This is a genomic window from Ruegeria sp. AD2(2025), from assembly GCF_056542385.1.
This window is the reverse complement of record NZ_JBQFZS010000004.1, coordinates 80629-102208: the sequence shown is the minus strand read 5'-3', so window position 1 is coordinate 102208 and position 21580 is coordinate 80629. Positions and strand designations below refer to the sequence as shown.

Genomic DNA, 21580 nt, shown 5'->3' with positions numbered 1-21580 from the left:
CACCCTTCCGATATTTGAGGCCCCGATTTTGGGTAGCGGCCGCTACCTTGGGGCGTGAGGAAACCCCGTCCTTGAAGGGCGGGGATCAAAATCACCGGGGATGTAGCAGAGCCTTTCCAACCTCGCAATATGCTATAGCGGTAACAGACTTATCCACAAATCTTTAATTTTCAAATACTTACACCAAGTGCGACCCTTTGGACCGGTTGGGGCAGTTGAAAAATGTTACGAATATGCAGGTTTTTGCGATTCCTGTGACTTTTTTCCCGCATTTTTGCCGCCTCGGGGGCGCATATTGTCACGCGGGCTTCAGCAGGCCATCCAATGCCTTAATCGGGCGTTTCGCGGCATCTTTGGTGACGCTCCCGCTAGGTGGGCGCACCAGCTTGCTGACCTCGACCATCAGAACGCCGCCGGCCATGATCGTCGGGATGCGCTGGCCCGTTTTCTCGATCAGGTTGCCGGATTTCAGCCAGAAGCGGCGAAACGACGGAGGTAAATAAAGCGCCGAGCAATGGCTTTCGGGAACGAAATGATGCGCCCGCAGCAGCTTCTCCAGTTGGGTCATCGAATAGGGATGGCCGAAGCCAAACGGCGTACGGTCGGACCGCGACCAAAGGCCCGCCCGGTTCGGCACCACAAACAGCGCCCGGCCACCCGGCCCCAGCACCCGCCAGCATTCCTTTAGCACCATGCTGGGGCGCTCCGAGGTCTCAAGCCCGTGCATCACCACCAGCTTGTCCACATGGCCGGTCTCGATGGGCCACAGCGTCTCTTCGGTCAGAACCGAGACATTGGGCAACCCTGCGGGCCACGGCATCACGCCCTGCGGGCCGGGCATCAACCCGATGACGCGGCGCGCATCGGCCAGATAGGGGCGCAACAGCGGCACTGCGAATCCGAATCCGGCCACGGTCTGTCCCTTGGCCTCGGGCCACAGGTCGACCAGCCGCCCGCGGATCGCGGCCTGCGCTGCACGGCCCAGCGTGCTGCGGTAGTAGAAATTCCTCAGATCCTGCACATCAAGATGCATTGCGGACACCCGGTCAATCGGCTTAGCTGGGCGCAGTCTAGCAATGAAAGGGTAAAAGGCCATGCCTCTTGAGATCGTCACCATCCCCTGCCTCAGCGACAACTATGCCTTTCTTGCCCACGACCCTGTCAGCGGAGAAACCGCGCTGGTCGATGCCCCCGACGCGACCCCCATTCTGGCCGAGCTGGACGCGCGCGGCTGGACGCTGAGCCACATTCTGCTGACCCACCATCATGACGACCACATCGCCGGAGTGCCCGCCCTTCTGGCCCGTCATCCCGCGCAGGTCATCGGGGCCAGCGCCGATCAGCACCGCCTGCCCAAGCTGGACCGCGCCGTGGCCGAGGGCGACAGCTTTGCAATCGGCGCCGAGATGGTGCAGGTGCTGGATGTGTCCGGCCACACCCTTGGTCATATCGCCTTTTACATGCCCGACACCGGTGCGGTTTTCACTGCCGACAGCCTGATGGCGCTGGGATGCGGCCGCCTGTTCGAAGGCGAGGCGTCGCAGATGTGGGCCTCGCTCAGCAAGCTTGCGGCCCTGCCCGATGAAACAATCGTGTATTCAGGGCATGAATATACGCAGTCAAACGCCAAATTCGCCCTGACCGTGGACCCGGAAAACCCTGCCCTCAGGGACCGTGTGGCCGATATCGACCGTGCCCGCGCCGCCGGAAAGCCCACTGTTCCCTCCATTCTGGCCCTGGAAAAGGCCACAAACCCGTTTTTGCGGGCAAATGACCCGTCGATTCAGGCACATCTGGGCATGGCGGGGGCTGACCCCGCGTCAGTTTTTGCCGAAATCCGCGCCAGAAAAGACCGGTTTTAGGCAGGTTAGGCCCCTCTTCACGGCCACGGTCACAGGAAATTAGACTGTCAAGTGCAAGAAAACCCTTGAAGCCGCGCCGGGATCAACCAAACTCTAATAGTATGAGGACATGGTTTGGATGGGGATCCGGCCGACGCCTGCCCCCTTCCTGCCCAATACAGAGGAGCACCCGCGTGCCTTCATTCTCGAGCACACTGGAACAAGCCATTCACGCGGCCCTTGCGGCGGCGAACGAACGGCGACACGAATTCGCAACGCTGGAGCATCTGCTTCTGGCGCTATTGGAAGAGCCCGATGCGGTGCGCGTCATGAAAGCGTGCAGTGTCGATCTGGATGAACTACGCCGTACTCTGGTCGAATTCATCGACGAGGATCTGTCGAACCTTGTGACCGATATCGACGGCTCTGAAGCCGTACCAACGGCGGCCTTCCAACGTGTGATCCAGCGGGCTGCGATCCATGTCCAAAGCTCGGGCCGGACCGAGGTGACCGGGGCCAATGTGCTGGTGGCGATTTTCGCAGAACGCGAAAGCAACGCGGCCTATTTCCTGCAAGAACAGGACATGACCCGCTATGACGCGGTGAATTTCATCGCCCACGGCGTCGCTAAAGACCCGGCCTATGGCGAAAACCGTGCCGTGACAGGCGCAGATGAAGTCGAAGACGAGGCGCAGGCCCCGTCCGGAGAGTCGGACCAGAAAGAAAGCGCGCTTGGAAAATACTGCATTGATCTTAATGCCAAGTCGCGCGCCGGCGACGTCGATCCGCTGATCGGCCGCTCGGACGAGGTGGAACGCTGCATCCAGGTGCTCTGCCGCCGCCGCAAGAACAACCCGCTACTGGTGGGGGATCCGGGCGTTGGCAAGACCGCCATTGCCGAGGGTCTGGCTCATAAGATCGTCGCGGGCGAAGCCCCGGATGTTCTGTCGGAAACCACTATTTACTCGCTCGACATGGGCGCGCTGCTGGCCGGCACCCGCTATCGTGGCGATTTCGAGGAACGACTGAAAGCAGTCGTGACCGAGTTGGAAGATCACCCCGACGCGGTGCTGTTCATCGACGAAATCCATACTGTGATCGGTGCCGGTGCCACTTCGGGCGGCGCTATGGACGCGTCGAACCTGCTGAAACCTGCCCTGCAGGGCGGCAAGCTGCGCACCATGGGCTCGACCACGTATAAAGAGTTCCGTCAGCATTTCGAGAAAGACCGCGCACTGAGCCGCCGGTTCCAGAAAATCGATGTAAGTGAGCCCTCGGTCGAGGACAGCGTAAAAATCCTGCGCGGTCTGAAACCCTATTTCGAGGAACACCACGCCATCAAATACACCGCGGACGCAATCAAGACCGCGGTCGAGTTGTCGGCGCGTTACATCAACGACCGCAAGCTGCCGGACAAGGCCATCGACGTGATCGATGAGGCCGGTGCCGCGCAACATCTGCTGGCCGAAAGCAAACGCCGCAAGACCATCGGCGTGAAAGAGATCGAGGCCGTCGTTGCCAAGATCGCGCGCATTCCGCCGAAGAATGTGACCAAGGACGATGCCGAGGTTCTGAAAGACCTTGAGACCTCGCTGAAACGGGTGGTGTTTGGCCAGGATGAAGCGATTGAAGCGCTGTCAAGTGCGATCAAACTGGCCCGCGCGGGTCTGCGTGAGCCTGAAAAACCCATCGGGAACTACCTGTTCGCAGGTCCGACCGGTGTGGGTAAAACCGAGGTCGCCAAACAGCTGGCGGATACGCTGGGTGTGGAACTGCTGCGGTTTGACATGTCGGAATACATGGAGAAACACGCCGTTTCCCGTCTGATCGGCGCGCCTCCGGGCTATGTCGGGTTCGATCAGGGCGGTCTGCTTACCGATGGCGTCGACCAGCATCCGCACTGCGTGCTGCTGCTGGACGAGATCGAAAAGGCGCATCCGGACGTGTTCAACATCCTGCTGCAGGTGATGGACCATGGTGAGCTGACCGATCACAACGGCCGCACGGTGAATTTCCGCAACGTGGTGTTGATCATGACCTCGAATGCGGGCGCGCAGGAACAGGCCAAGGCCGCCATCGGCTTTGCCCGTGACCGGCGCGAGGGCGAGGATACCGCCGCGATCGAACGCATGTTCACGCCGGAATTCCGCAACCGTCTGGACGCCGTGATCTCGTTCGCGCCGCTGCCGAAAGAGGTCATCCTGCAGGTGGTCGAGAAATTCGTCCTGCAGCTTGAGGCGCAGTTGCTGGATCGCAACGTGACCATCGACCTGACACCCAAGGCCGCCGAATGGCTGGCCGACAAGGGCTACGACGACAAGATGGGGGCGCGTCCGCTGGGCCGAGTCATTCAGGAACACATCAAGAAACCGCTGGCCGAAGAACTTCTGTTCGGCAAGCTGGCCAAGGGTGGCGTGGTGCGTGTCTCGGTCAAGAAAGGTGATCTGAACCTTGAAATTCTGGGGCCCGATCAGCCTCGCATTCCGGGTGATAAACCGCCGCTGCTGACAGCGGATTGATTCAGAGACCTTAGAAATAAACAACGCCCGCCCTTTCGGCGGGCGTTGTTGTTCAGCGCTCAGTCAGTTTCAGCTCGATCCGGCGGTTTTGGGCGCGGGCTTCGGGGGTGTCGGCGGGATTGACCGGTTGGAACTCGCCAAAGCCGTTGGCTGCCAGCCGATTGGGCGGGATACCCAACGCATCCACCATGAACCGCACCACCGACAGCGCGCGCCCCTGGCTAAGCTCCCAGTTGTCGCGATACCGCCCGCTGCCCGCCAATGGCACGTTGTCCGTGTGCCCGTCGACCCGAATGACCCAATTCAGACCCTCGGGGATTTCCGCAGCGACGGTTCGCAAAATCGCGGCCACCTTCGCGACCTCCTGACGACCTTCGACAGAAAGCGTGGCAGAGCCCGTGTCAAACAAGACCTCGGACGAAAACACAAAGCGGTCACCTTCGATGCGCACACCCTCCTGATCACCCAGCACATCGCGCAGTCGCCCGAAGAACTCGGATCGGTAGCGTTGCAAATCTTCCGCCTGCGCAGTCAGTTCCTGATTTTGCCCGGCAAGCCTTTCCGCCTCGGCCTCGAGCCGGACGCGTTCTGCCTCTTCCAGCAGGCGGCGACGGCGCTCTTCCGAGGCGGCGCGGGCAAGCGCTGCGTTCAGGTCCTGGCCCAGCGACTGAATCTGAATCTCGGCCGCCGCGTTGCGTTCCTCATAATCGTCCAACAGCGCCTGCAACGATCCCAGCTGGCCGCGCAACGCAGACATCTGCTGGTTCAACAAAGCTGTCTGCCGTTGCGCCTCGGTTGAGATTTCTTTCTCTGACGCAAGTGCCTCCTGCGCCACAGCCAACAAGGCCGCACGCTCTTCAGCCAGTGAACTTTGCTCATCTGCCTGCGCCTGCGACTGCGTCTGCGCGTCCAGTGCCGCTTGCAATTGCGCCTTCAGTTCATCGGGGTTCAACTCACCGAATTGCCGTTCAAGCTCGGCCTTGGCTGCCTGTGCTGCGGCCAGTAATGTCAGGGTTTCTTCCGCTTCCTGTCGCTGCGCCTCGAGCGCCAATGTCATAGCGGTCAGCTCGGCATCCGCATCCTGAAGCCGGTTCCGCAGAGTTTCGGCGGCGGCGGCTTCCGCCAGACGCGCGGCTTCCTCATCGGTCAGTTGTTGCTCCAGTTCCGCGATCTGGTTTGCCTGCGTGGCCTCGCTGGCCTCAAGATCGGCCACCAGCGCCTCAAGCGCCTCGCGACGGGCCGCGGCAAGGCGGGCGGCTTCGGTCTGCGCATCAATCTCGTTACGGCTTTGGGCCAGAGCGAGGTTCAGGGCCTCCTGCTCGTCCAGTAGTGCTGCGCGCTCTTGTAGCAAGGCATCCTGCTGATCCGCCAATGCGACGATATCGGCGCGCGCGCGTTCCTGATCGGCCAGCAATGCTGCAACCTGTGCCTCAAAACTCGTGATCTGCGACTGCGCCTCAGACAATTCGTCCTCGACCTGTCCGAGTGTTGCGTTCAGTGTGCCCAGCCGTGCCTGCAGGCGGCTGTTTTCGCGTTCTTCCAATCCCAGCGCCCCGGCCAGGGCTGCGACCTCATCCGACAGCGCGGTCAGTTCGTCCTCTTGACCCGAAATAGTTTCGCGCAAAACAAACTGAACGATCATGAAGATGGTCAGCACGAAGGTGAGAACCATCAACAGCCCCGTCATCGCATCGACGAAGCCGGGCCAGACCGAGCCCGAGAATCGATGACCGGTGCGGCGCGACAGGGCCATCTTTTACTCCCCGTCCGAAGGTGTGCGCACAGCCCCGCGCGGCAGGGTCAGGGCCTTGACCAGCAGCTCAAAATCCTTGCGCAGCTCGTTCATGCTGTCCTGACGACCGGCGGAAATCTCTTCCAGAATGCGCAGCAACTGCACGTCCATAGAGCGTAGGCGCATACGGCTTTCGGCATCAATCCCCTCGCCCGCGCCATGTTCGCGCATGTGATCCAGCAACGCGTCCTGCCCCAGCGCCACACGTTCCAGCGCCGCGGCGACACCTTCCGTCTGGGCTTGCCTCTGGTTCATGTCGGTGATCGCATCCACCAGATGACCCAGCTTGGCCGAGACCTCGGTGCGATCCTGTTCCTGCGCCGAAAACAGGTCCTGCAGCGCATCCATCTGTTCGGACATCGCATCCAGCACTGGCGTCAGAACCGCCAGCTCCGCGCCGCCTTCATCCCCCGCGGCAAAACCCACACGGGTGATCGAGGACAGCCATTCCTCTAACTCACGGTAAAACCGGTTCTGGCCGTGACCCGCGAACAGTTCCAGCAGGCCAACGATCAGCGACCCGGCTAGCCCCAGCAGGGACGAGCCAAACGCAACGCCCATGCCCTGCAACTGAGCCTCCAGCCCGGTCATCAGGCGGTTGAACACCGCCAGCCCTTCCTCACCTTCCTGCGGGTTCAGGCTGCGGATGGTGTCGACGATGGCCGGGACGGTGGTCGCTAGACCAAAGAATGTTCCCAGCAGACCCAGATAGATCAGGACGTTGGTGATATAGCGCGTGATCTCGCGTTCTTCCTCGACCCGTTCAGCCACAGAGTCGAGGATCGACCGGGTCGAGCTGGAACTGATCTGGGACCGCGCCCCACGTGCGCGTAGCAGCGAGGCCAAAGGGGCCAGCAGTTGCGGCGGGCGCACGTCGTCGCGTTCAACACCGCCGACGAAAGCCTCAATCCAGCGCACAGAACCGATCAGTTGCGTCACCTGCAGGAAACAGGCCGCCACACCAATGACAAAGACCAGCAGGATGAATCCATTCAGGTACAGGTTGGCCTGAATCACCGGCAGCACGTAGGGCAGCGCCATGAACACGCCAAGGCCTGACAGCCCGATTGCGATCAGCATCATGAGGATTTGACGGATCGGCTGCGAGAAATGCGGTCTCACGCCCTGTTGTGCCTGCGCCATGCGCGTGGCTCCCGGTATTGTCTGCTCTGGGCTGAACCTATCGAAGTTCCGGGCACGACGCCAAGGGTTTATGCGTTGATTGCGCGCACCCGTTGCGCCAACCACTCAAGGTCGGGGTCATGCAGGCCGATCTCGGTCAGATGTGAAGCGGTGTTGTAGAGGTATTCGTCGTTTGGACCGCGCCCACCGACGGCATGCGCGATGATCTGGGCCTGCTCTTCCAGTGGTAGGCCACCGCAATACTGCACATGATGCGCGTCGATCACGTATGTCACCGCGTTGACGACCTCACCCGCGTCCAGATGCACGTCCAGCATTCGCTCAAGATAGGCGGATGAAATCAGTTCGCGCTCGCGCAGTTCGGCCAGTGTCCGGTCTTCATGTCCGGCCTCGACCGCAAGCGCCAGACCGGTGCAGCGGGCCTCGGGCTGTTCGTCCAGGGCCAGCACCAGACCCGGGTCTTCCTCGGTGCCGCGATGGTGGATCGAGCGCATGCAGAACGATCGGGCATAGCCGTGCAACGTGGCGCGTTCGCTGCGGGCCACCGGAAAGCCGGGATTCCACAGCAACGATCCATATCCGAAAACCCACATCGTCATAGCTCTGGTCCTTGCCCGTTTAGCCCTGTAAACACCAAATCCGGGGCAGGAAAAAGGGCCATTCATCATGCGGCGTCTGATACGCGTACTTGTCTTCGTGGCCCTCGCGTGGAGCGCCTATTGGTTTGTCGCAGGCTACGGGCTGCGCAATGCGATCACCGGGTGGTTCGATCACCAGCAGGAACTGGGCTGGCAGGCCGATTATTCGGATGTCTCCACCGCCGGGTATCCGCTGCAGCACATCACACGCCTGAACAATCCCGCGCTGGCCGATCCGGTGAACGGCACCGCCTGGAGTGCCGACTGGATCGAGTTCGAAAGCCCGGCGATCTGGCCGGGCCGGCAGATGCTACGCTTTGCCAGCACACCGCAGCGGCTATCCTATTTCGATCAGACCACCACCGTTCAGGCCGAGGGGATGCAGGCCGAGTTGCATCTGCAACCCGGCGTAGCGCTCGTTCTAGAGAGAATGGCCCTGACCGCCGGGCGCTGGCTGATCTCGGATGAGCAGGCCCCGCAGGCTGGCGGGCAAAGCCTGAGCCTGATCATGGCGCAATCCGGCACGCCCGAAAGCTACAGCATTACCGCAAAGGTCGACGGCTTCACGCCGGGCGAAGAGTTGCGGCGGCTGATGCGCTCGGCCTCGTCGCTGCCTCAGTCGTTTGAAACACTGGAACTGGACACGTTCATCATCTTCGACAAGCCATGGGATCGCAGCGCGTTGGAACAAGGCCGCCCGCAACCGGTCGCGATTGACCTGCGGCTGGCCGAAGTGAAATGGGGCGAGTTACGACTGTTCGCAACCGGCGAACTCGATGTTGACGAGCAGGGCATTCCTACCGGAGAGATCGCGGTCAAAGCCGAGAATTGGCGCGACATGGTCGCCATGGCCAACGCCGCCGGGGCGCTGCCTGATCAGGCGGTTGATCCGGTGACGCGGGCGCTGGGGTTCATGGCCGGTCTTGGTGGCAATCCCAACGCGCTGGATATGCAATTGAACTTCCGCGATGGATTTGTGGCTTTGGGGCCATTGCCGCTGGGCCCAGCCCCACGGCTGATCCTGCGTTAACGGCAGTAGGGGCCGGTGCGATAGCGCGCCGTATCCAGATGGAAATGATCCCGGTGATACCGGTCCGAGTTTGGTCCGAGCACTGTCCCAAACGGCCCGCAGGCCCCGCGCCAGACCTTGACCAACTGCTTCTGCGAAGGGTTTTTGCGCCATCCATCCAACACGGTCACCATCTCTCCATCCGCCATACGGAACCCCGAGATATCGATGGCCCGCCCCTTGCCATGCTCGGATATCCGCGCACCCTTGCGGTTGTTCCGGGTCCGGCAGGCGTAATGCGCCGCCACCTGTATCTCGACCACCGGGCCGCGCCGTTTGAACGTCGGTTTCACGGTCTTGTCGACCCATTTGTTCAGCGCCTTCGCCGTGCCGCAATCCATGGTCGAGGGTCGGCTCAGCTTCACTCCGCCGACCGAGGTGATCTGAACCGCGTCCTTGATCCCGCAGGCCTTGATCTTGCCGTTCACGCGACCCACCGGCTTGCCCTGAATGTCGATATCTCCGCACACCGAGGTTTTGCGCAACTTGCGTTTCTTGAACAGAATCTGCTGCTCCATCTCCTCGGATCGCAGATAGGGGCGGGGCGAATTTTCCGGGCCCAGCAACGGCAAGCCTGCCGGTCGGACAGCTGCCGCCGTTACCTGCGGTGAGACAGGTCGCAATGCGGGGCGTATTTTTGCCGGCACGATGATCGCGCTCGTGTCAGACGATGTGGGGCGCTTCAACGGGACAAGAGAGGTTTCGGGCGCGGCCGCATTCAGATGCGTCGCCAGAATGACGAAACCGATCGCAAGACAGCCGCTCAAACCCCTCATGTGGACGTTTTCCCCCGTCCGAAATCCGGCGCATCCGTGTCTTGGCCTGCGTCGATGATGCCGCGGCGGATCGCACGGGTGCGGGTGAAATAATCGAACAGCTGCTCTCCGTCACCGGTGCGGATCGCCCTTTGCAGGGCAAAGAGTTCCTCGGTGAAACGGCCCAGAATTTCCAGCGTTGCATCCTTGTTTGTCAGGAACACATCGCGCCACATGGTCGGGTCCGAGGCTGCGATCCGGGTGAAATCCCGGAAGCCAGCCGCCGAGTATTTAATAACCTCGGTATCTGTCACCCGCCGAAGATCGTCGGCAACACCAACCATCGTGTAGGCAATCAGGTGCGGCGCGTGCGACGTCACCGCCAGCACAAGGTCATGGTGATCGGCATCCATCTCATCGACATTCGAGCCCATGCCTTCCCACAACGCACGCAGGCGGGCGATGGCATCCGGGTCCGACCCTTCGACCGGCACCAGCAAGGACCAGCGATTGTCAAACAGTTCAGCAAACCCGGATTCCGGCCCGGAATGCTCGGTCCCGGCTAGCGGGTGCGCCGGGATGAAATGCACGCCTTCGGGTATGTGAGGCGACACCGCCTCAATCACATGACGCTTGACCGAGCCCACATCCGAAACCGTCGCGCCCTGCTTCAGGACGGGTGCCATCTGTTCTGCAACCGCACCCATCGCACCGACGGGCACGCAGAGCACGACCAGATCGGCCCCCTCAACGGCCTCTTGCACCGTGTCACAAACGCGGTCGCACAGACCGATGCGGCGCGCGGTCTCTCGGGTCGCATCCGAGCGGGCATAACCAGTGACCTCTCCGGCCAGCCCTGCGCGTTTCATCGCCCAGAACATGGACGAGGCGATCAAGCCCAGCCCGATCAGCGCCACACGGTCATAAATCTGGCTCATGCAGCGCCCCCTTTGAACGCGGTAATGGCTGCAACCACACGGCGGCAGGCCTCTTCATCGCCCACGGTGATCCGCAGCGCGTTTGGCAGGTTGTAGCCCGCAACCCGCCGCACGATCAAACCCTGAGTTTTCAGGAACTCATCACAAGCCTCGGCCTCGGCCCGATCCGTAAAACGGGCGAGGATGAAATTGGTGCAGGACGGGTCCGACGGCACACCGATCTTGGTCAACTCCTCCGACAACCAGACCCGCAGACGCGCGTTTTCGGACTGGCAGAACCGCAGGTAGTCTTCATCCTGCACGGCAGCCTCAGCGGCCGCCAAGGCGGTCAACGACAGGTTAAAAGGCTGGCGAACGCGGTTCAGCACATCGATGATCTCTTTCGCCGCATAGCCCCAGCCCACACGCATCCCGCCAAGCCCGTACACTTTTGAGAACGTCCGGGTCATGATCACTGTCTCGAACCGATCCACCAGCGCAGCCCCGCCGTCAAAGCCATCGACAAACTCGGCATAGGCCCCATCCAGCACCATCAGGCAGTTGCCGGGCAGAGCCTTGGCCAGACGCTCCAATTCGGCCTCGGGGATCATGGTCGAGGTCGGATTGCCCGGGTTGGTCACGAACACGATCCGCGTCTTGTCGGTCACAGCGCTCAGGATATTGTCGACATCCACCTGCCGGTCCCGCTCGGGCACCATAACCGGCGTGGCCCCCGCCATGCGCGCGATGATCGGATACATGGAAAAGCCATGTTCGGTATAGATCACTTCATCGCCAGGCCCGGTATAGGCTTGCGCCACGAACTGCAGTACCTCATCGCTGCCGACGCCACAGATCAACCGATCCGCATCCAGCCCGTGCCGCTGAGCGATCGCCGCCCGCAGGCTGGCGTGATCGGTGCTGGGATAACGGTGCAAGGTAGCGGCACTGTCGCGCACGGCCTCAATTGCCTTTGGACTTGGCCCAAACGGGTTCTCGTTCGAGCTGAGCTTGATGACCTCGGCCACCCCTGCCACATGGGACTGACCGCCCTGATACAGCGCGATGTCCATAATGCCGGGTTGGGGTATGGGTTTGGTCATGAGGGGCTCCGTTCCTTGCGCCCCTCATACCTGTCTCAACGGGTTGAGAAAAGCGGCAATTCCCTCAGGCCGCCTTGAAGCGGGCCGTCGCCGGATCGGCGTCATAGAACGGCGCATATTCCTCGGTCCGGCGCGACAGGTCATTGACGCTGTCGATGATGAACTGAACCGTCTCTTCGCTCATAAGATACGAGAAATTCAGCCGCACCCAGCCGGGTTTCTTCATCTCTTCTCCGGCGGACAACGCCGCATGCAACTGGTCCGAGGTTTCGCGATCAATCCCCAGCAAACGGTGCGCATAAGGCCCCGCGCAAGCGCAACCACCCCGCGCCTGTATCCCGTAGATATCGCTGAGCATCCGCGTAAACAGCTGCTGATGCACGGGCTGCCCGTCGCTGTCCCGTACAAGGAACGAGAAGATCGGCAGACGATGCGCATTCTCGGTCCCCAGCAAGGTCAGGTGCGGATTGTCCGACCAACCCTCGATGGCCATCTTGTTGTAAAGCGCTTCGCGCCGCGCGATTTCGTCGGTTCCGACCGCATCCTTGACCATAAACGCCAGCGCCGCGCGGATGTCGCCGATGACATTGGGCGTGCCCGCCTCCTCCCGCGTCGCAAGATCGGTGCTGTAATCATGCCGCCAGGGCGAAACAAAGCTGACGGTGCCCCCACCCGGCCAGCTCGGGCAGTTACGCTGAACCGCATTCTGATTGACCACCAGCACCCCGGACGCCCCGGGCCCGCCCGGAAACTTATGCGGCGAGACCACGATCGCATCCTTCCGCGCGCCGTCCGCCCCCATATCCATCGGCAGGTACGGCCCACCACCCGCATAATCCCAAACCGCCAACGCCCCATGCGCCTTGAGCAGCCGGGTCACCGGATCTGGATCGGTGATGATACCGGTCACGTTGGACGCCGCCGAGAACGATCCGATCACAAGATCAGCACCCGCGTGTTCAACCAGAGCCGCCTCAAGCGCCTGCATATCCGGCCCACCGTCCGCCGCCTCAGGGATTTCCACCACCTCAGCCTTGCTTTCACGCCACGGCAGGATGTTTGAGTGATGCTCATACGGCCCGATCAGCACAACCGGTCGGTCAGCCTCTTGCACTCCCAGCAGACTGACCAACCGGTTGAGACCCGCAGTAGCACCGGACCCGGTGAAGATCACCGCATCCTCTTCCCTGGTACCAACTATGCGGGCGATCTCAGCCCGCGCCTCGCGGCGCAGACGGGTCATGTAAGACCCACAATAGGAGGCTTCGGTGTGGCTGTTGGCATAGAACGGCAACACATGCGCCGCCACAAAATCCTCAACCTGCCGCAACGCCCGACCCGAAGCGACGTAATCCGCATATACAAGCGGCACATCCTGATGCAGACCCGGGATGAGTACCCCCTCACCAATCAGCCCGTCGCGCAGAGTATTTCCGTGAATGGCAGATTGAATATCCGCGCGAAAGATGGACAGGGTCATTGCACAATCTCCGTATTGCTAAACTCAATGTGATTGATGCGCCGCGCGGAAACCTCACCTATTTTTGTATCTTGTTGGTATTTTTTGTGTCATATGATCTCTTATGGAAGATAAAATCGATCAAATAGACAAACGCGTCCTGAAAGAGCTGCAGAAAGACGCCACTCTGTCCCAACGTGAGCTGGCCGATCGGGTCGGCCTGTCCCAGAACGCCTGCTGGCGGCGGCTGAAGGCCCTGAACGATAACGGGGTGCTACAAGGCTCATCCGCCCGGATCGCGCGTGAGAAACTGGGGCTGAACCTCGTGGTCTTCGTCATGCTCCGCACCCGCCACCATTCGGCCGAGTGGCTGCAGGCCTTTCGCAGCCATGTGCTGACCATACCCGAGGTGGTAGATTTCCACCGCATCGGCGGCGATTATGACTATCAGCTCAAGGTCGTCACACAGGATATGACCTCATATGACAAGGTCTACCAACGCCTGATCGAAAAGGTCGAACTCGACAGCGTGACCTCCTACTTCGCCATGGAGGCCATTGCCGAAGGCCGCCCCCTCCCAATCTGATCCAGATCTTCATCTGGCCAAAAATATCCCGGGGGAGTCGCAAAGCGACGGGGGGCAGAGCCCCCATCAAAACAAAAAAGACCGCGCTGAAAGCGCGGCCCTTGTTTTCTCGATATCGGCGAAGATCAGTTCTTCGCGTAGAATTCGACGACCAGGTTCGGCTCCATCATCACCGGATACGGCACATCGCCCAGACCCGGTGCGCGCACGAAGGTCGCTGTCATCTTCGAATGATCGGCATCGATGTAATCAGGCACATCACGCTCAGCCAAACCGACAGCTTCCAGAACAACGGCCAGCTGCTTGGACTTGTCACGCACTTCGATGACGTCGCCTTCTTTGACACGGTAGCTGGGGATATTGACCCGCTTGCCGTTCACCTTGACGTGGCCGTGGTTCACGAACTGACGCGCGGCGAACACGGTCGGCACGAACTTGGCGCGGTAAACAACGGCGTCCAGACGGCGTTCCAGCAGGCCGATCAGGTTTTCACCGGTGTCGCCTTTGACGCGCTCAGCTTCTGCATAGATGCGGCGGAACTGCTTTTCGGTCAGGTCGCCATAGTAGCCTTTCAGCTTCTGCTTGGCGCGCAGCTGCAGACCAAAGTCCGACAGCTTGCCCTTGCGGCGCTGGCCATGCTGGCCGGGGCCGTATTCGCGACGGTTGACCGGGGATTTCGGACGACCCCAGATGTTTTCGCCCATCCGGCGGTCGATTTTGTACTTGGCAGACGTGCGTTTGGTCACGGCTGATCTCCTTCTTTAGGTCGAGGCCCGTTCAGGCCACTATGAAGGGCGTTGTCCTCTTGAGGTTTCCCCCATGACAGGCATCCCCTTGCGGGGGCCACCAACACCAATGAAGCCGCGCTTATATCCAGGCCGGACCCAGAGTCAACACAGCACGGCACCCAATCAGGAAAAATCCGACATCAAAGGATAAAGGCCTATTCAGCCGCGAGCGCAACCGCTCCGGGCATCACCTCCGGGGCCTCCCGGCTCACCGATGGGAACGCAACGATCTTGTGATCGTCCTCGCGACCGACACAGACGGGCTCGATCATTTCGGGGGCCGCGCTGATCCAGAACTCCTGTCCCGGGGGGGGACATCCTTCCGCAAAGACCAGCATCGGCGTGGTCTCACCGGCGACGCGGATCACTTCCGCAACAAACCTCTGTGCACCGTTGGAAAACTCCAGTCGGGCGCAATCGTCAATCGCCAGCCCCGCCCTGGTCACCTCGGCCCGTGCCGTCAAAAGCGAAAGGAAACTGCCGTGTTCGACACTTTGCCCCTCGTGCTCCGTCAGCTTCACGCCGCGTCCGCGCCAGGACCATGCCGCGCCGATTATCAGATCGGCAAGAGGCGCCGCCTCAAGCCCGTCAACTTCCGTCTGAGTCAAAGATATGGCTATCTGACCGTTGAAACCGGTTCTCATCTGCCCGCCCGTAACTATTACACATCCCACCTGTAACGCGACCTGTGTATCAACGATAAAATGGGCAGAAAAGAGACCGAATTGCAGCATTCACAAAAATGTTGCTTAGGAACAAGATCAGATTGAGACTTCGGGCAGCGCGTACCCCATCACCGCTGCTGGATCACCCGCATTTCGAATGTCCGCAACTGCGGCAGGTCATGCACCCCTCGATCATCACCATGTCAAACTGGCCGCAGGACGGGCACGCCTTGCCACGCGGGGCATCCATATTGACCACCTGCGCCTGCGGATCGGATTTCAGGCCCATGCCCTCACCTTCCAGAAAGCCGATATTGATCATGTGCTGCTCGATCACCCCGCCGATCGCGGCCAAAATCGACGGAATGTACTTGCCCTTCACCCAGGCCCCGCCCCGCGGATCAAAGACAGCTTTCAGTTCCTCAACCACAAAGGACACATCCCCGCCCCGCCGGAACACCGCCGAGATCATCCGGGTCAGCGCCAGCGTCCAGGCATAATGCTCCATGTTCTTCGAGTTGATGAACACCTCGAACGGACGCCGCCGCCCGCCGATGACAATGTCGTTGATCGTCAGATAGATCGCATGTTCGCTATCGGGCCATTTCAGCTTGTAGGTCGACCCTTCCAGCGACTGAGGCCGGTCCAGCGGTTCGGACATGTAGATGACGTCGCCGCCATCGACCTCCTGCGGTGCATCCGCGCTTTCGCCGGGCGCTTTGTCGGCGCTCTCGGACACCGTCAGCACCGAGCCGGTGACGTCATTCGGGCGATAGGTCGTGCAGCCCTTGCAGCCCTGATCCCAGGCCTGCATGTAGACATCCTTGAACGCGTCGAAACTGATATCCTCGGGGCAATTGATCGTCTTGGAAATCGAGCTGTCGATCCATTTCTGCGCCGCCGCCTGCATCTTCACGTGATCGGACGGGGATAGCGTCTGCGCATTGACGAAATAGTCCGGCAACTCGGTATCGCCGAACTTGTCGCGCCACATCTGCACGGCATAGTCGACCACCTCTTCCTCGGTGCGCGAACCATCCTTCTGCAGCACCTTCCGCGTGTATGCATAGGCAAAGACCGGTTCGATCCCCGAAGAGACGTTGCCGGCGTACAAGGAAATCGTCCCCGTCGGCGCAATCGAGGTCAGCAGCGCGTTGCGGATACCATGTTCGCGGATCGCGTCGCGCACATCGTCATCCATCCGCTGCATGGTGCCGCTGGCCAGATATTTCTCGGCGTCGAACAAGGGGAACGCCCCTTTCTCCTTCGCCAATTGCACCGACGCCAGATACGCGGCGCGGGCGATGCTGTGCAACCAGCGCTCGGTCTGACGCGCCGCTTCGTCGGACCCATAGCGCAGGCCCAGCATCAGCAGCGCATCCGCCAGCCCGGTCACGCCCAGCCCGATGCGACGCTTGTCTTGCGCTTCGGCTTCTTGCTCGGCCAGCGGGAATTTCGACGCGTCCACCACATTGTCCATCATCCGAACAGAGGTTGCGACCAATTCCTGCAGCGCCGCCTCATCCAGATGCGCGGCGTCCTCGAACGGTTCGGCCACCAGACGCGCCAGATTGATCGAGCCCAGCAGACAGGCACCGTAAGGCGGCAGAGGCTGCTCACCACAGGGGTTCGTGGCCGCGATGGTCTCGACATAGCTCAGATTGTTGGCCGCATTGATCCGGTCGATGAAGATCACGCCCGGTTCGGCATAGTCATAGGTGGCCTGCATGATCTTGTTCCACAGATCACGGGCCTGAACCGTGTGATAAACCTTGTCGCCGAACACCAGTTCCCACGGGCCATCGGCCTTGACCGCTTCCATGAACGGGTCGGTCACCAGCACCGACATATTGAACATGCGCAGCCGTGCGGGGTCGGACTTGGCGGTGATGAATTGTTCGATATCCGGGTGATCGCAGCGCATGGTCGCCATCATCGCCCCCCGGCGCGAGCCTGCGGACATGATCGTGCGGCACATAGCGTCCCACACATCCATGAACGACAATGGCCCCGAGGCATCTGCCGCAACCCCTTTCACATCTGCGCCACGCGGGCGGATGGTCGAGAAATCATAGCCGATCCCGCCGCCCTGCTGCATGGTCAGCGCGGCCTCTTTCAGCATGTCGAAAATGCCGCCCATGCTGTCGGGCACAGTCCCCATGACGAAACAGTTGAACAGGGTCACCTGACGCGCAGTCCCCGCTCCTGCGGTAATGCGACCGGCGGGCAGGTATTTGAAATCTTCCAGCGCGGTATAGAACTTGTCCTCCCAATGCGCTGGGTCCTTTTCGACCCGCGCCAGATCACGCGCGATGCGGCGCCACGTGTCCTCGACCGTCTGGTCAATCGGCGTGCCATCCGCCTGCTTGAAGCGGTACTTCATGTCCCAGATCTGCTCGGCGATGGGGGCGGCAAAGCGGCTCATTGGTGATTCCCTGTGCTGAATGAGATCGCCAGCCTAGCACCCACTAAACCTTGATGAAAGCGAATACAGGACTACAATATCAAGCAAGGCCTTGGGACGACTCTGTGGGAAAGCTGTGGATAAGTACGTAAACCTGATCAAACTGTCGGTCGGCTCGGAAAGCGTCGAGACGCTGATGGCATGGCAGGATAGCCGCAGGCCGCTGTATGAGGACGACTGCCCGCGCCACGTCACCCGCATGTGGCCCAAGCGCGAGGCCGAGATTCTGAACGGCGGATCAATCTACTGGGTGATCAAGGGTGTCGTGCAATGCCGCCAGCGCATCCTGCGGCTGGACGAAGTGCGCGGCGAGGATGGCATCCGCCGCTGCGCCATCGTGCTGGACCCCGAAGTGCATCGCACCCAGACCGCCCTGAAACGCCCCTTCCAAGGCTGGCGCTATCTGAAACCCGAGGACACCCCCGCCGATCTGCCCAAGGGCCGCGCACAAGACGATGCCCTGCCCGACGACCTGAACCGCGCGCTGGCGGAAATCGGAGTGCTTTAGGCGGCCCCCAGCCGATCCATGATCTCGGACAGAACCGCCTTATCCGCCGCCTCATAACTGGCCACCCGGCTGCGCCACAGCGTCGCCTGCGAGCGCAGGATCAGCCCGTCAGACAGTGGCCGCAGGTGGTTGGCCCGCAGGGTTTCCCCGGTCGAGGTAATGTCGGCAATCGCCTCGGCGGTTTCGTTCACCACCGTGCCTTCGGTCGCGCCCTGACTGTCGACCAGCGTGTAATCGGCGACCCCGGCATCGGTCAGGAACTCACGCACCAGCCGGTGATACTTGGTGGCAATCCGCAGGCGATGCCCGTGCGTCCGGCGGAACGCCGCTGCGGTGGCGTCCAGATCGCCCAGTGTTTCCACGTCGACCCAACACGCCGGGGTGGCGATGATCAGATCGGCCTGCCCGATCCCCAGTTCCGCAATGCTTTCCACCTGCTGTTCCCAACGGGGCAGTTTTTCATGCACCAGATCAATGCCGGTAACGCCCAGATGAATACGCCCCGCGGCCAGTTCGCGCGGGATTTCCCCCGCCGACAGCAGGATCAGCGAAACCCCGTCGATCCCCTCGACCTTGCCCGCATATTCGCGATCGGACCCGCTGCGCGACAGGGTGATGCCACGCTTGGCAAACCATCCAAAGGTCTTCTCCATCAACCGGCCCTTCGAGGGCACGCCGAGTTTCAGGCTCATCGCGCGCCCTCCTCAATCTCCAGCATCAGGTCGGGCCGGATCACGCCGCCGACGGCGGGGATTTTGGCCCCCTGCCCCAACTGCCGGGTCAGCGCGTCATAGCGCCCGCCGGTGGCGATGGGCGGCAAATCGGGGCGGCGTTCGGCATAAAAGCCAAAGACGAACCCGTCGTAATACTCCATCGAGGTACGACCATACGAGGCCTCGAAATCCAGCCCCGACGTATCGACCCCGCGCGCCTGCAGCGCGGCAATCCGCGCCTCCAGCCGGTCGAGCGCCGGGTTGATCTGAGGCAGATCCACCGCGATATCCCGCAGTTGTTCCAGCGCGAAGGGCATCGTCTCGCGCACCGTCAGCAGCGATTCCAGCCCAACCATTTCGGTATCCGAAATCGGCGGCGTCTCGCGGTCTTCGCGCAGGATCGCAATCCGTTCCTCGATCTCAGCGGCGCGGCGTTTGCCGATCATCGGCGCGTCAAACGCCATCGGATCATCGGCATCCAGCAGCGCGGTGCGGCTGGCCGGGTCCGCCACGCGCCCGGCAAAGCGGTCCAGCAAAACGCGGAATCGGCGCGGGCGCCAGAGATGCCGCATCAGCGCCTCTTTGCGCCGGTCGGACGTGCGCAGGCCCTGAACGGCCGCGGTCAGAATACCGATGTCCCCGGTTGCCGCGCGCAGCGGCAAGCCGCGCAGTTGCAGGGCAAACAGCGAGAACACCTCGGCATCCGCCCCGGCCGGGTCGTCACGATCGAACACCTCGTATCCGACCTGAACATATTCGTTGGATCGGTCCGGGTCATGCTCTTGCCGCCGGAAGACCTCGCCCGAATAGGTATAACGCGCGGGCTCAGCCCCTTCGTGCATATGCATCTGGACCACGGGCAGGGTGAAATCGGGGCGCAGCATTTGCTCACCCCGCAGCGCGTCCGAGGTCACATAGGCGCGCGCGCGGATATCCTCGCCGTAGAGATCCAGCAGGGTGCCTGCGGGTTGCAGCAGCGGCGTATCGACCACCTGTGCGCCTGCCGCCTCGAACCGGACACGCATCATCGCGGCGCGGGCCTGTATCTGGGAACGGTTCGGCATGGGTCAGTCCTGACTGTCCAGAATTTCGCGCACCTTGGCGACCAGATCACCGCGCGGCACCTCGAACTGGCTGGGACGTTCTTTCCATTCCTCAAGAGTGGCGCTTTCAGCGATCTTCGCGCCAAGGATCAGGTCCTTGATCTGCACGATGCCATTGGCCTTCTCGTCACCGCCTTCGATCACCGCGATAGGCGAATTCCGCTTGTCCGCATATTTCAGCTGATTGCCAAAGTTCTTGGGATTGCCCAGATAGACCTCAGCCCGGATGCCTGCATTACGCAGCTCGGCCACCATCGCCTGATAGTCGGCCATGCGGTCTCGATCCATCACCGTAACGACCACGGGGCCTGTCGCCTGCGCGGTGATCCGGCCCTTTTCGCGCAGGGCCGCCAGCAGGCGGTCCACGCCAATCGAGATACCGGTCGCAGGCACTTCCTGCCCGGTGAAGCGCTTGACCAGATCGTCATAGCGCCCGCCGCCCGAGACCGACCCGAACTGCCGCTTGCGGCCTTTCTCGTCGAAAATCTCAAAGGTCAGTTCTGCCTCATAAACCGGCCCGGTGTAATAGCCCAAGCCCCGCACCACCGAAGGATCAATCTCGATCCGGTCCGCGCCATAGCCGCCTGCATCCAGCAGCGCACCGATCTGTTCCAACTCGGCAATCCCGTCCGCGCCAATCTTGCTGCCGCCCACGGCGGCACGCAGGTTCGCCAGAGTCCCGGCGGTATCGGCGGCCTTCGAGGTCAGGAAAGCAATCACCGGTTCTGCCTGATCATCGCTCAGTCCCACCCCGTCGATAAACGCACCCGAGGCATCCAGACGCCCCTTGGTCAGCAGCTCTCGCACACCGGCCTCGCCCACCTTGTCGAACTTGTCGATGGTGCGCAGGACATTATCGCGGGCAGCGGCGTCTTCGCCCAGACCCATCGCCTCAAGGACGCCGTTCAGAACCTTGCGGTTGTTGACCCGCACCAGATAATCGCCGCGCGGAATCCCCACGGTCTCCAGCGTGTCCGACAGCATCGCGCAAATCTCGGCGTCGGCGGCCATCGAGGCCGTGCCCACCGTATCCGCATCGCATTGATAAAACTGACGATACCGTCCCGGCCCCGGCTTTTCGTTGCGCCAGACCGGACCCATCGCATAGCGGCGATAGGGCGTCGGCAGGTCGTTGCGGTGTTGCGCGTAGACGCGGGCCAGAGGCGCGGTCAGGTCATAGCGCAGCGCCATCCAGTCGCCGTTGCCGCCCTCGTCAAACTCCTGCCACGCAAAGACTCCTTCGTTGGGGCGGTCCACATCGGGCAGGAACTTGCCCAGCGCCTCGACGGTCTCGACCGCGCTGCTCTCTAATGCATCGAACCCATAGCGATGATAGACGCCCGCAATCGTCCGCAGCATCTCGGTGCGCTGCGAGACTTCCTGGCCGAAATAGTCGCGGAACCCTTTCGGCGTGACGGCCTTGGGGCGGGGCTGTTTCTTGGGCTTGGCCATGTGGGGCGTCCTTGGGGCTTAGTGTTCCGCGCGCGGTCTATCCCATGGCCCGCATCGGGGCAAGC

At 61.6% G+C, this 21580-nt stretch carries 19 protein-coding genes; 5 read left to right on the top strand and 14 right to left on the bottom strand.

Annotation, left to right across the window (positions count from 1 at the left end):
- Positions 1 to 298 precede the first annotated feature (298 nt).
- On the bottom strand, positions 299 to 1033 hold the full coding sequence (locus ACR1XV_RS10085) for a class I SAM-dependent methyltransferase (protein ID WP_480530865.1): 735 nt from the start codon (positions 1031 to 1033) through the stop codon (positions 299 to 301).
- 61 nt (positions 1034 to 1094) lie between these two features.
- Here ACR1XV_RS10085 and gloB point away from each other — a divergent pair, with 61 nt between their 5' ends.
- Positions 1095 to 1862: a hydroxyacylglutathione hydrolase gene (gloB, locus tag ACR1XV_RS10080; protein ID WP_480530863.1), complete on the top strand. Its 768-nt coding sequence runs from the start codon at positions 1095 to 1097 to the stop codon at positions 1860 to 1862.
- A gap of 173 nt (positions 1863 to 2035) precedes the next feature.
- On the top strand, positions 2036 to 4360 hold the full coding sequence (gene clpA / locus ACR1XV_RS10075) for an ATP-dependent Clp protease ATP-binding subunit ClpA (protein WP_480530861.1): 2325 nt from the start codon (positions 2036 to 2038) through the stop codon (positions 4358 to 4360).
- Between the two features lie 52 nt (positions 4361 to 4412).
- Here clpA and ACR1XV_RS10070 read toward each other — a convergent pair whose 3' ends face one another.
- The 3 genes from ACR1XV_RS10070 to ACR1XV_RS10060 form a co-directional block, all read right to left on the bottom strand.
- Positions 4413 to 6113, bottom strand: coding sequence for a peptidoglycan -binding protein (locus ACR1XV_RS10070; protein WP_480530859.1), 1701 nt, complete (start codon positions 6111 to 6113; stop codon positions 4413 to 4415).
- Positions 6114 to 6116: 3 nt separating this feature from the next.
- On the bottom strand, positions 6117 to 7295 hold the full coding sequence (locus tag ACR1XV_RS10065) for a biopolymer transporter ExbB (RefSeq protein WP_480530857.1): 1179 nt from the start codon (positions 7293 to 7295) through the stop codon (positions 6117 to 6119).
- 68 nt (positions 7296 to 7363) lie between these two features.
- Complete coding sequence (locus ACR1XV_RS10060; protein WP_480530855.1) at positions 7364 to 7894, bottom strand: gamma-glutamylcyclotransferase; 531 nt, start codon at positions 7892 to 7894, stop codon at positions 7364 to 7366.
- A gap of 67 nt (positions 7895 to 7961) precedes the next feature.
- On the opposite strand from ACR1XV_RS10060, the gene ACR1XV_RS10055 reads away from it, so the two are divergent.
- The gene (locus tag ACR1XV_RS10055; protein ID WP_480530853.1) at positions 7962 to 8963 is read left to right on the top strand and encodes a DUF2125 domain-containing protein; all 1002 of its coding nucleotides are present in this window, start codon (positions 7962 to 7964) and stop codon (positions 8961 to 8963) included.
- On the opposite strand, the gene ACR1XV_RS10050 is transcribed toward ACR1XV_RS10055, so the two are convergent.
- From ACR1XV_RS10050 to ACR1XV_RS10035, 4 genes are all read right to left on the bottom strand, one after another.
- The gene (locus ACR1XV_RS10050) at positions 8960 to 9778 is read right to left on the bottom strand and encodes an extensin-like domain-containing protein (protein WP_480530851.1); all 819 of its coding nucleotides are present in this window, start codon (positions 9776 to 9778) and stop codon (positions 8960 to 8962) included. The two genes, ACR1XV_RS10055 and ACR1XV_RS10050, sit on opposite strands and share 4 nt — an antisense overlap.
- On the bottom strand, positions 9775 to 10695 hold the full coding sequence (locus ACR1XV_RS10045; RefSeq protein WP_480530849.1) for a prephenate/arogenate dehydrogenase family protein: 921 nt from the start codon (positions 10693 to 10695) through the stop codon (positions 9775 to 9777). The genes ACR1XV_RS10050 and ACR1XV_RS10045 overlap by 4 nt, the downstream gene beginning before the upstream one ends.
- Positions 10692 to 11777, bottom strand: coding sequence for a histidinol-phosphate transaminase (hisC, locus tag ACR1XV_RS10040; protein ID WP_480530847.1), 1086 nt, complete (start codon positions 11775 to 11777; stop codon positions 10692 to 10694). Before hisC ends, ACR1XV_RS10045 begins: the two co-directional genes overlap by 4 nt.
- Positions 11778 to 11841: 64 nt before the next feature.
- The gene (locus ACR1XV_RS10035) at positions 11842 to 13257 is read right to left on the bottom strand and encodes an aminotransferase class V-fold PLP-dependent enzyme (protein WP_480530845.1); all 1416 of its coding nucleotides are present in this window, start codon (positions 13255 to 13257) and stop codon (positions 11842 to 11844) included.
- A gap of 103 nt (positions 13258 to 13360) precedes the next feature.
- On the opposite strand from ACR1XV_RS10035, the gene ACR1XV_RS10030 reads away from it, so the two are divergent.
- Positions 13361 to 13822 (top strand): Lrp/AsnC family transcriptional regulator, encoded by a 462-nt coding sequence (locus tag ACR1XV_RS10030; RefSeq protein ID WP_480530843.1) that lies wholly within the window; start codon positions 13361 to 13363, stop codon positions 13820 to 13822.
- A 125-nt stretch (positions 13823 to 13947) separates the two neighbouring features.
- Here the strand turns inward: ACR1XV_RS10030 and rpsD are convergent, their stop codons facing one another.
- The 3 genes from rpsD to ACR1XV_RS10015 form a co-directional block, all read right to left on the bottom strand.
- Positions 13948 to 14568, bottom strand: a complete 621-nt coding sequence (gene rpsD, locus ACR1XV_RS10025) for a 30S ribosomal protein S4 (RefSeq protein WP_480530841.1) — start codon at positions 14566 to 14568, stop codon at positions 13948 to 13950.
- A gap of 197 nt (positions 14569 to 14765) precedes the next feature.
- Positions 14766 to 15218: a hypothetical protein gene (locus ACR1XV_RS10020; RefSeq protein ID WP_480530839.1), complete on the bottom strand. Its 453-nt coding sequence runs from the start codon at positions 15216 to 15218 to the stop codon at positions 14766 to 14768.
- Between the two features lie 199 nt (positions 15219 to 15417).
- On the bottom strand, positions 15418 to 17700 hold the full coding sequence (locus ACR1XV_RS10015; RefSeq protein WP_480530837.1) for an adenosylcobalamin-dependent ribonucleoside-diphosphate reductase: 2283 nt from the start codon (positions 17698 to 17700) through the stop codon (positions 15418 to 15420).
- A gap of 115 nt (positions 17701 to 17815) precedes the next feature.
- On the opposite strand from ACR1XV_RS10015, the gene ACR1XV_RS10010 reads away from it, so the two are divergent.
- Entirely contained in the window at positions 17816 to 18247 is a 432-nt protein-coding gene (locus tag ACR1XV_RS10010; protein ID WP_480530835.1) for a DUF1489 family protein, read from the top strand.
- Here the strand turns inward: ACR1XV_RS10010 and hisG are convergent.
- From hisG to hisS, 3 genes are read right to left on the bottom strand one after another with little or no spacing between them, the layout of a single operon-like run.
- Positions 18244 to 18939: an ATP phosphoribosyltransferase gene (hisG, locus tag ACR1XV_RS10005; RefSeq protein WP_480530833.1), complete on the bottom strand. Its 696-nt coding sequence runs from the start codon at positions 18937 to 18939 to the stop codon at positions 18244 to 18246. The two genes, ACR1XV_RS10010 and hisG, sit on opposite strands and share 4 nt — an antisense overlap.
- Positions 18936 to 20024: an ATP phosphoribosyltransferase regulatory subunit gene (locus ACR1XV_RS10000; RefSeq protein ID WP_480530831.1), complete on the bottom strand. Its 1089-nt coding sequence runs from the start codon at positions 20022 to 20024 to the stop codon at positions 18936 to 18938. Before ACR1XV_RS10000 ends, hisG begins: the two co-directional genes overlap by 4 nt.
- Positions 20025 to 20027: 3 nt before the next feature.
- Entirely contained in the window at positions 20028 to 21515 is a 1488-nt protein-coding gene (gene hisS / locus ACR1XV_RS09995) for a histidine--tRNA ligase (RefSeq protein ID WP_480530829.1), read from the bottom strand.
- Between the last annotated feature and the right edge of the window lie 65 nt (positions 21516 to 21580).

Coding starts and splice junctions, on each gene's coding strand:
- ACR1XV_RS10000 (WP_480530831.1), bottom strand. CDS start 20,024: ATGCCGAACCGTTCCCAGATACAGGCCCGCGCCGCGATGATGCGTGTC.
- gloB (WP_480530863.1), top strand. CDS start 1,095: ATGCCTCTTGAGATCGTCACCATCCCCTGCCTCAGCGACAACTATGCC.
- ACR1XV_RS10055 (WP_480530853.1), top strand. CDS start 7,962: ATGCGGCGTCTGATACGCGTACTTGTCTTCGTGGCCCTCGCGTGGAGC.
- hisC (WP_480530847.1), bottom strand. CDS start 11,777: ATGACCAAACCCATACCCCAACCCGGCATTATGGACATCGCGCTGTAT.
- hisS (WP_480530829.1), bottom strand. CDS start 21,515: ATGGCCAAGCCCAAGAAACAGCCCCGCCCCAAGGCCGTCACGCCGAAA.
- ACR1XV_RS10050 (WP_480530851.1), bottom strand. CDS start 9,778: ATGAGGGGTTTGAGCGGCTGTCTTGCGATCGGTTTCGTCATTCTGGCG.
- ACR1XV_RS10015 (WP_480530837.1), bottom strand. CDS start 17,700: ATGAGCCGCTTTGCCGCCCCCATCGCCGAGCAGATCTGGGACATGAAG.
- ACR1XV_RS10035 (WP_480530845.1), bottom strand. CDS start 13,257: ATGACCCTGTCCATCTTTCGCGCGGATATTCAATCTGCCATTCACGGA.
- ACR1XV_RS10045 (WP_480530849.1), bottom strand. CDS start 10,695: ATGAGCCAGATTTATGACCGTGTGGCGCTGATCGGGCTGGGCTTGATC.
- hisG (WP_480530833.1), bottom strand. CDS start 18,939: ATGAGCCTGAAACTCGGCGTGCCCTCGAAGGGCCGGTTGATGGAGAAG.
- ACR1XV_RS10065 (WP_480530857.1), bottom strand. CDS start 7,295: ATGGCGCAGGCACAACAGGGCGTGAGACCGCATTTCTCGCAGCCGATC.
- ACR1XV_RS10060 (WP_480530855.1), bottom strand. CDS start 7,894: ATGACGATGTGGGTTTTCGGATATGGATCGTTGCTGTGGAATCCCGGC.
- ACR1XV_RS10085 (WP_480530865.1), bottom strand. CDS start 1,033: ATGCATCTTGATGTGCAGGATCTGAGGAATTTCTACTACCGCAGCACG.
- ACR1XV_RS10070 (WP_480530859.1), bottom strand. CDS start 6,113: ATGGCCCTGTCGCGCCGCACCGGTCATCGATTCTCGGGCTCGGTCTGG.
- ACR1XV_RS10030 (WP_480530843.1), top strand. CDS start 13,361: ATGGAAGATAAAATCGATCAAATAGACAAACGCGTCCTGAAAGAGCTG.